This is a genomic window from Enterobacter sp. EGD-HP1, assembly GCF_000733275.2.
Lineage (GTDB): Bacteria > Pseudomonadota > Gammaproteobacteria > Enterobacterales > Enterobacteriaceae > Enterobacter.
Genome location: NZ_AVOP01000037.1, coordinates 165,923 through 172,204 on the forward strand (window position 1 = coordinate 165,923; position 6,282 = coordinate 172,204).

At 56.0% G+C, this 6,282-nt stretch carries 6 protein-coding genes and 4 tRNA genes; 9 read left to right on the top strand and 1 reads right to left on the bottom strand.

The features are described from left to right. The first annotated feature begins 148 nt into the window (after positions 1–148). The 4 genes from dppB to dppF are packed head-to-tail and all read left to right on the top strand — an operon-like array spanning position 149 to position 4,084. Positions 149–1,168 carry a dipeptide ABC transporter permease DppB gene (dppB, locus tag N037_RS23195; protein WP_014882057.1) on the top strand — a complete coding sequence of 340 codons (1,020 nt, stop codon included), beginning with the start codon at positions 149–151 and terminating at the stop codon, positions 1,166–1,168. Positions 1,169–1,177: 9 nt separating this feature from the next. Continuing rightward, entirely contained in the window at positions 1,178–2,080 is a 903-nt protein-coding gene (dppC, locus tag N037_RS23200; RefSeq protein WP_029742039.1) for a dipeptide ABC transporter permease DppC, read from the top strand. Between the two features lie 10 nt (positions 2,081–2,090). After that, positions 2,091–3,074, top strand: coding sequence for a dipeptide ABC transporter ATP-binding protein (gene dppD / locus N037_RS23205; RefSeq protein WP_008502772.1), 984 nt, complete (start codon positions 2,091–2,093; stop codon positions 3,072–3,074). Continuing rightward, entirely contained in the window at positions 3,071–4,084 is a 1,014-nt protein-coding gene (gene dppF, locus N037_RS23210; protein WP_023309965.1) for a dipeptide ABC transporter ATP-binding subunit DppF, read from the top strand. Before dppD ends, dppF begins: the two co-directional genes overlap by 4 nt. Positions 4,085–4,128: 44 nt before the next feature. Here the strand turns inward: dppF and coaA are convergent, their stop codons facing one another. After that, a complete protein-coding gene (gene coaA, locus N037_RS23215) occupies positions 4,129–5,079 on the bottom strand; it encodes a type I pantothenate kinase (RefSeq protein WP_032643800.1) in 951 nt (316 codons plus the stop codon). Positions 5,080–5,396: 317 nt separating this feature from the next. Between coaA and N037_RS23220 the strand changes: the two genes are divergently transcribed. The 5 genes from N037_RS23220 to N037_RS23240 form a co-directional block, all read left to right on the top strand. After that, positions 5,397–5,472, top strand: a tRNA-Thr gene (locus N037_RS23220). Positions 5,473–5,480: 8 nt separating this feature from the next. Beyond that, positions 5,481–5,565: transfer RNA gene (locus N037_RS23225), tRNA-Tyr, on the top strand. A 117-nt stretch (positions 5,566–5,682) separates the two neighbouring features. Further along, positions 5,683–5,757, top strand: a tRNA-Gly gene (locus tag N037_RS23230). 6 nt (positions 5,758–5,763) lie between these two features. Beyond that, positions 5,764–5,839 (top strand) — tRNA-Thr (locus tag N037_RS23235). 118 nt (positions 5,840–5,957) lie between these two features. Next, positions 5,958–6,282, top strand: a 325-nt coding sequence (locus N037_RS23240; protein WP_032641063.1) for a GTP-binding protein, incomplete at its 3' end; no start/stop codon positions are given.

Genomic DNA, 6,282 nt, shown 5'->3' on the forward strand with positions numbered 1-6,282 from the left:
CTCCCTCTCCCTTTGGGAGAGGGCAGGGGTGAGGGTCGTGCATGCATCCCCTCACCCTAACCCTCTCCCTGTGGGAGAGGGAATTTACATTTGTGAGCAATACAGACGTCACGCCACTGGTCGTGCGTCATCAGAGAGAATCCGGGTTATGTTGCAGTTCATCCTCCGACGTCTGGGACTTGTTATCCCCACGTTTATCGGTATTACCCTTCTCACTTTTGCCTTCGTCCATATGATCCCCGGCGACCCGGTGATGATTATGGCGGGCGAGCGTGGTATTTCCCCTGAACGCCATGCACAGCTGCTGGCGGAACTCGGTCTCGATAAGCCGATGTGGCAGCAGTATCTCCACTATATCTGGGGCGTGCTGCACGGTGATTTAGGGATTTCGCTGAAAAGCCGTCTTCCGGTGTGGGACGAGTTCGTGCCGCGTTTTAAAGCGACACTGGAGCTTGGCGTCTGCGCCATGATTTTCGCCACTGCGGTGGGTATTCCTGTTGGGGTACTGGCTGCCGTCAAGCGTGGCTCTATTTTTGATCATACCGCCGTAGGCCTGGCGCTGACCGGCTACTCCATGCCTATCTTCTGGTGGGGCATGATGCTGATCATGCTGGTATCGGTGCAGCTTAACCTGACGCCGGTCTCCGGGCGCGTCAGTGATATGGTCTTCCTGGATGATACCAACCCGCTCACCGGCTTTATGCTGATTGATACGGCTATCTGGGGCGAAGAGGGCAACTTCATTGATGCCGTGGCGCACATGATCCTGCCTGCCATGGTGCTGGGCACCATTCCTCTGGCGGTGATCGTGCGTATGACCCGTTCATCAATGCTGGAAGTGCTGGGTGAGGATTATATCCGCACCGCGCGCGCCAAGGGCCTGACGCGTATGCGCGTCATCATCGTTCATGCGCTGCGTAATGCCATGCTGCCGGTGGTGACCGTTATCGGTCTCCAGGTGGGGACGTTGCTGGCGGGGGCGATCCTGACCGAAACCATCTTCTCCTGGCCGGGCCTTGGACGCTGGCTGATTGACGCGCTGCAGCGCCGTGACTATCCGGTTGTGCAGGGCGGTGTACTGCTGGTCGCGACGATGATTATCCTCGTCAACCTGCTGGTCGATTTGCTGTACGGCGTGGTGAACCCGCGTATTCGTCATAAGAAGTAAGGGACCATCATGTCACAAGTCACTCAAAATAAAGTGGTCGCTGCACCGGTTCCTATGACGCCGCTGCAGGAGTTCTGGCACTACTTCAAGCGCAATAAAGGCGCGGTGGTAGGGCTGGTGTATGTCGTAATCATGATCCTGATTGCGGTGTTTGCGAACTTCCTCGCACCGTATAACCCGGCGGACCAGTTCCGCGATGCGCTGCTCGCGCCGCCTGCGTGGCAGGATGGCGGTAGCCTGACGCACCTGCTGGGTACCGATGACGTGGGCCGCGACGTGCTGTCGCGTCTGATGTACGGCGCGCGCCTGTCGCTGCTGGTCGGCTGTCTCGTTGTTGTGCTGTCGCTGATCATGGGCGTTGTACTCGGCCTGGTTGCCGGTTACTTCGGCGGCATCGTTGATAACATCATCATGCGTATCGTCGACATCATGCTGGCGCTGCCGAGCCTGCTGCTGGCGCTGGTGCTGGTGGCGATCTTCGGCCCGTCGATTGGTAACGCCGCGCTGGCGTTGACCTTCGTGGCGCTCCCTCACTATGTACGTTTAACCCGTGCGGCGGTGCTGGTGGAAGTGAACCGCGATTACGTCACGGCATCTCGCGTGGCGGGTGCCGGTGCGATGCGCCAGATGTTCGTCAATATCTTCCCTAACTGTCTTGCGCCGCTGATTGTTCAGGCGTCGCTCGGTTTCTCTAACGCCATTCTTGATATGGCCGCTCTTGGCTTCCTGGGCATGGGTGCGCAGCCGCCAACACCGGAGTGGGGCACCATGCTCTCCGACGTGTTGCAGTTCGCACAAAGCGCCTGGTGGGTTGTCACCTTCCCGGGTCTGGCAATCCTGCTGACGGTGCTGGCATTTAACCTGATGGGTGATGGCCTGCGTGATGCGCTTGATCCCAAACTGAAGCAGTAAGAGGCACGAGATGGCGTTATTAAATGTAGATAAATTATCGGTGCACTTCGGCGACGAAGGCACCCCGTTTCGCGCCGTGGACCGCATCAGCTACAGCGTAAATCAGGGCGAAGTGGTTGGCATTGTCGGGGAGTCCGGTTCCGGTAAGTCAGTGAGCTCGCTGGCGATCATGGGGCTGATTGATTACCCGGGCCGCGTGATGGCGGAAAACCTGCAGTTCAACGGTCAGGACCTGAAGCGCATTTCTGAAAAGCAGCGCCGCCAGCTGGTGGGTGCCGAAGTGGCGATGATCTTCCAGGACCCGATGACCAGCCTGAACCCGTGCTACACCGTCGGTTTCCAGATTATGGAAGCGATTAAGGTGCATCAGGGCGGGAATAAGAAAACCCGTCGTCAGCGCGCGATCGACCTGCTGAACCAGGTGGGTATTCCTGACCCGGCATCGCGTCTGGACGTTTACCCGCATCAGCTCTCCGGTGGGATGAGCCAGCGCGTGATGATCGCCATGGCGATTGCCTGTCGACCAAAACTGCTGATTGCAGATGAACCGACGACGGCGCTGGATGTGACCATTCAGGCGCAAATCATCGAACTGCTGCTGGAGCTGCAGCAGAAAGAGAATATGGCGCTGGTGCTGATTACGCACGATCTGGCGCTGGTGGCCGAAGCCGCGCACAAAATCATCGTGATGTATGCCGGTCAGGTGGTCGAGACCGGAAACTCACACGATATTTTCCGCGCGCCGCGACACCCGTATACCCAGGCGCTTTTACGCGCGCTGCCGGAGTTTGCCCAGGACAAAGCGCGTCTGGCGTCGCTGCCGGGTGTGGTACCGGGTAAATATGACCGTCCTCAGGGCTGTCTGCTCAATCCGCGCTGCCCGTATGCGACGGACAAATGCCGGGCAGAAGAGCCGGAGCTGAACCAGCTTGCTGACGGTCGTCAGTCGAAATGCCACTACCCACTCGATGATGCCGGGAGGCCAACACTATGAGTACGCAACAGGCCACCACGCAACAGCCGCTGCTGCAGGCCATCGATCTGAAAAAATACTACCCGGTGAAGAAGGGGCTGTTTGCCCCTGAACGCCTGGTGAAAGCGCTGGACGGCGTCTCTTTTAACCTCGAACGCGGCAAAACGCTGGCGGTGGTGGGAGAGTCAGGCTGCGGCAAATCCACGCTGGGCCGTCTGCTGACGATGATTGAGGTGCCGACCGGCGGGGAGCTCTACTATCAGGGGCAGGATCTGCTCAAGCACGATCCGCAGGCGCAGAAGCTGCGTCGACAGAAAATCCAGATTGTGTTCCAGAACCCGTATGGTTCTTTGAACCCGCGTAAAAAAGTCGGGCAGATTCTGGAAGAGCCGCTGCTGATCAACAGTAATCTGAGCAAGGAGCAGCGCCGTGAAAAAGCGCTGGCGATGATGGCGAAGGTCGGTCTCAAAACCGAGCATTACGATCGCTATCCGCACATGTTCTCCGGCGGCCAGCGTCAGCGTATTGCGATCGCCCGCGGGCTGATGCTCGATCCGGACGTGGTGATTGCCGATGAGCCGGTCTCCGCGCTCGACGTATCCGTGCGTGCGCAGGTGCTGAACCTGATGATGGATCTCCAGCAGGAGCTGGGGCTCTCTTACGTGTTCATCTCCCACGACCTGTCGGTTGTCGAGCACATTGCTGATGAAGTGATGGTGATGTACCTGGGGCGCTGCGTGGAGAAGGGGACGAAAGACCAGATCTTTAATAACCCTCGTCACCCGTATACCCAGGCGCTGTTGTCTGCGACGCCGCGTCTGAACCCGGACGATCGTCGAGAGCGTATTAAGCTGACGGGGGAACTGCCAAGTCCGCTGAATCCACCTCCGGGATGTGCATTCAACGCCCGCTGTAGTCGCCGCTTTGGCCCGTGCACTCAGCTCCAGCCGCAGCTGAAGGATTATGGCGGCCAGCTGGTTGCCTGCTTCGCGGTCGATCAGGATGAAAATGGCGAGAAGCCACAGGCATAACGAAAAAAAACCGGCGCTAAGCCGGTTTTTTTATGTCTGCTTGATTATTTCCGCAGGCGAATCTGGTCGACGGCGTGCTTCTCGCTCTTGGTGAGGATCAGGCTTGCACGCTCGCGCGTCGGCAGGATGTTCTCTTTGAGGTTGACGTAGTTGATCTCATTCCACAGCCCCGTGGCCACGCCGATCGCTTCTTCTTCAGAAAGCTGAGCATAGTGGTGGAAATAGGAATCCGGGTCAGTGAACGCCCCTTCGCGGAACTTCAGGAAGCGGTTGATGTACCAGTTTTGCAGCAGGTCTTCCGGTGCATCGACATAAATAGAGAAATCGACGAAATCCGAGACGAATACGTGATGCGGATCGTGAGGATAGTCCATCCCGCTTTGCAGCACGTTCAAACCTTCCAGAATCAGGATGTCCGGCTGGACCACCGTTTTATCCCCGTCCGGGATGCGATCGTAGATCAGGTGCGAATAGACAGGGGCAGTCACGTGCGGCACGCCGGATTTCAGGTCAGAGACAAATTTCACCAGACGGTGCATATCATAAGAGAGCGGGAAGCCTTTCTTCTTCATCAGCCCGCGTTCTTTTAACACCTCATTCGGGTGCAGGAAGCCGTCGGTGGTGATCAGTTCCACGCTGCGGTGTTCCGGCCAGCGGCTCAACAGCGCCTGCAGGACACGCGCGGTGGTACTTTTACCCACGGCCACGCTGCCTGCGATACTAATGATATAAGGAATGCGTTGACCGTTCGTCCCGAGAAACTGCTCCAGCACAGCCTGACGGCGCAGGTTCGAGCTGATATAGAAGTTAAGCAAGCGAGAGAGGGGGAGATAAATTTCTGCCACTTCTTCCAGGGACAGATCTTCGTTTATCCCTTTTAACCGTGCGATTTCACCTTCCGTCAGCGTCATAGGGACGGAATCACGCAGGGCAGCCCACTGGCTGCGGTTAAAGTGAAGATAAGGCGTCATTAACGTTTGCTCTTTTTTGCTCATAAGCATGCTTCAGTGAGCCAGCATCACACTGCCGGATCGTGGCTCATCACACAGTTAATTTTGGACAATGGGCAGGAGGTTAACACCAGATGACAGGAATAATAAGAAAAAAGATAGAAAGCGCTGCGTTACGCGGAAGCCGTCACGCTACGGTGAATACGGTGCAAATCACGCTGATATGTTGAATATTTGACCTTAAATGACTACTTTTACAGCGTCCGATACGCTGTTCGCATAAAATGTGAGCGAAAGAACGTTTTATGCAAATTTTTAGTTGCATGACCGCGCAGGTATCCATAGAATGCGCGCTACTTGATGCCGACTTAGCTCAGTAGGTAGAGCAACTGACTTGTAATCAGTAGGTCACCAGTTCGATTCCGGTAGTCGGCACCATCAAGTCCGGTGGGGTTCCCGAGCGGCCAAAGGGAGCAGACTGTAAATCTGCCGTCACAGACTTCGAAGGTTCGAATCCTTCCCCCACCACCACTTTCTGGCAGCGTAAATGCCGCCGGAGCTGGTTGGAAAAATTAGCCAGCTCAAACTGAAAAAGAGAGAAATCTCTTTTTTTGTTACAGAAAGAACTGGGTAGCCGAGTTTCAGGATGCGGGCATCGTATAATGGCTATTACCTCAGCCTTCCAAGCTGATGATGCGGGTTCGATTCCCGCTGCCCGCTCCAATACGTGCTGATATGGCTCAGTTGGTAGAGCGCACCCTTGGTAAGGGTGAGGTCCCCAGTTCGACTCTGGGTATCAGCACCACTTCACTTCTCCTTCCCGTTTCTCTCTGTTTCAATTTTACTGTATTCAACAATTCAGGCATTTCGCCTGGTTGATGTGGTGATATCACCGATTTATCCGTGTCTTAGAGGGACAATCGATGTCTAAAGAAAAGTTTGAACGTACAAAACCGCACGTTAACGTCGGTACTATCGGCCACGTTGACCATGGTAAAACAACGCTGACCGCTGCAATCACTACCGTTCTGGCAAAAACCTACGGTGGTTCTGCTCGCGCATTCGACCAGATCGATAACGCGCCAGAAGAAAAAGCTCGTGGTATCACCATCAACACCTCTCACGTTGAGTACGACACCCCGACTCGCCACTACGCACACGTAGACTGCCCAGGCCACGCCGACTATGTTAAAAACATGATCACCGGTGCTGCGCAGATGGACGGCGCGATCCTGGTTGTTGCTGCAA